Raw genomic sequence first — 2,235 nt, 5'->3', positions numbered from 1 at the left:
CCGGCTACCGCTGTCGGCCCACGTTGGGGAGGCGGGCCGCGGGGTGGTCATCCCGTCGCCTGAACGAGGCCTATCACTTTGAGCCGGGCCCGCAAGCCTGCGTCGTCAACCCGCTCTGGGTGGTGGGTTGCGGGCCCGGCTCAAAGCGATTTTCACGGCCTCAGGCGACGGGATGACCACCCAGCTCCTTCGATTACGAGCGGGCTGGGACCGCCGTCAAGAGCGTGAACAACACCGCCGCCAGTTGGGCCAGCAGGAGCAGATTGCGCTCCGTTCCCGGGTACTCCACCGTTACCTCTGACGTCTCCTGCGGTACCGATACCGCCACCTGGTGGCCCCAGGCCGGGACGATCGGGACCGGTTTTCCGGCCACCGTTGCCTTCCAGCCCGGCTCCTGCTCGGCCGCCAGGACCAGGAGCCTTCCCGTTGGTCCCTCCGATACTCGGACGCGCACGTCCGGGAGGTCCGCCCGGACCGGGGCCACGCCCTGCGCGTTGCCCGGTGCGCCGCCTCCGGTGACCGCCGCCTTGGCCAGTTCCGGGGAGATCAAGATCACCTGGCCCGCTGGGGGTACCAGGCGGAGCACGCCGCGGCCGTCCGAGGTCGGGGCCGCCACCGAGAGCAGGTCCTTCGCCAACGGTACGTACGCCCGCGGGTCGACTCCGGACGGGAGTACCACGAACTGGACGCCCGCCGCCGCGGCCGCCGCCAGGGCTCCCTGGACCGCCGGTGCGTCTCCCTGGCCCAATGCCTTGCGCCACGCCGCCAAGCGGGCCGGGGTTCCCGGGGTCGGGGCCAGTTCGTCGTCGCCGTAGTGCGGGAGGCGGCCGGCGATCTGGCGCGTTGCGTCCTGGGCCACGTCGAGCACCGATCGGCCGGAGGCCGCCAGCTCCGCCGAGACCTCCGGGGCCAGCGACGGCCGGTCGCCCGCCCGCAGCGGCCCCTGGGAGCCGACCACCACCGCGCCCGCCGCCAGGGCCAGGAACACCGCCGCGCCGGCCACCGCCATCACCTTCGGCAGCCATGCCGCCGGGACCGCGGCCGTGCCGCCGCGCTGCCACGATCCGAGCACCACCCACAGCAGACCGGCGCCGATGATCAGCAGCGGCACACCCACGTACCCGTGCGCCGGCGCGCCGCCCTGCATCGGGGGTGCCGTCACCAAGCGGACCAGGACTAAGCCGCCCGCGCCCAGTGCCGCGAGCGCGAACCCACCGGCCGCGAGCTTCGTCGGGCGGACGACCACCGCCACCAGGGCCGCCGCGATCACCGCGACGCCGATCGGCCAGGCTCCCGGGCCGCCCGGGTCGAGGCCGGCGAGGTCCGTGCCGGAGACCGGCGAGGCCGCTCCGCCGAGGCCCTGGACGAGCAGTTCCGGGTGCTTCAGCAGCACCGTCGGCCACGGCAGCAGCAGGGCCAGCGGCAGCAGCACCACGATCCCGACCGACGCGATCCGGCGCGCCAGCCCGGTCGGTGCGGGCAGCACCACGAACCCGATCAGCAGGCCCGCCAGCGCAAGACCGTGCGCCAGCGGCGAAAACGCGCCGAGCAGCGCGACCCCGAACGCCGACAGCGCGGAGATGTGCAGCCAGCGCGTGTCCGCGTGCACGAGCAGCCCGGCGATGCCCGCGGCCACCAGCGGCAGCACCAGGTGCACCACGACGACGTCGAGGCGGCCCTGGGCCACGCCGGCCGTCGCGGCCGGCAGCAGCGCGTACGTCGCCGCGACGACCGCGCGGACCCAGCGGCGCACGCGCAGCCGCCTCGTCGCCGCGTACGCGCTCAACGCGGATAGAGGAATGTCGCCGATGAGGAGGATCGCCACCAGCGCGGCGGGCCCGCCGATCGGCGTGAACACCGCGCCCAGCGTGCCGAGCACCGGCACGGCGGCCGACGTCGGCGCGCCGGTGCCGCCCGCGATCGCGTGCCACGGTGTCAGGTACGACGTCCAGAGCTCCCCCAGCCCGCCGACCGGGAGCAGCTTGCCGCCGAAGAGGTCGAGGCCGAGCCGGGCGCGGTTGACGACCAGGCCGAGCGCGGTCAGGACGACGAGCAGGACCACGGGCGGCGCGAAGATCGTCGCCGCCAGTACGCGGCGGCGGTTCACCTCGACGAAGACGAGTTCGGGCTCCGGCTCTTCGGCTTCGGGAGCGTCTTCGGCGGCGGCTTCGACCGCCGGCGCCGGGGTTTCCGGCAGCGCCACGGCGACGAGCGTGCCCGGGCGGCGCAGCCCGG

The 2,235-nt window shown here is 74.9% G+C and carries 1 pseudogene; it reads right to left on the bottom strand.

What is annotated here, in order from left to right:
* Positions 1-193 precede the first annotated feature (193 nt).
* Positions 194-2,235, bottom strand: a pseudogene (locus ACWEVN_RS47605) (glycosyl transferase); the annotation flags it as partial.

It is taken from the genome of Amycolatopsis sp. NPDC003861 (assembly GCF_053605405.1).
This window is presented reverse-complemented; position numbering and strand designations above follow the sequence as displayed.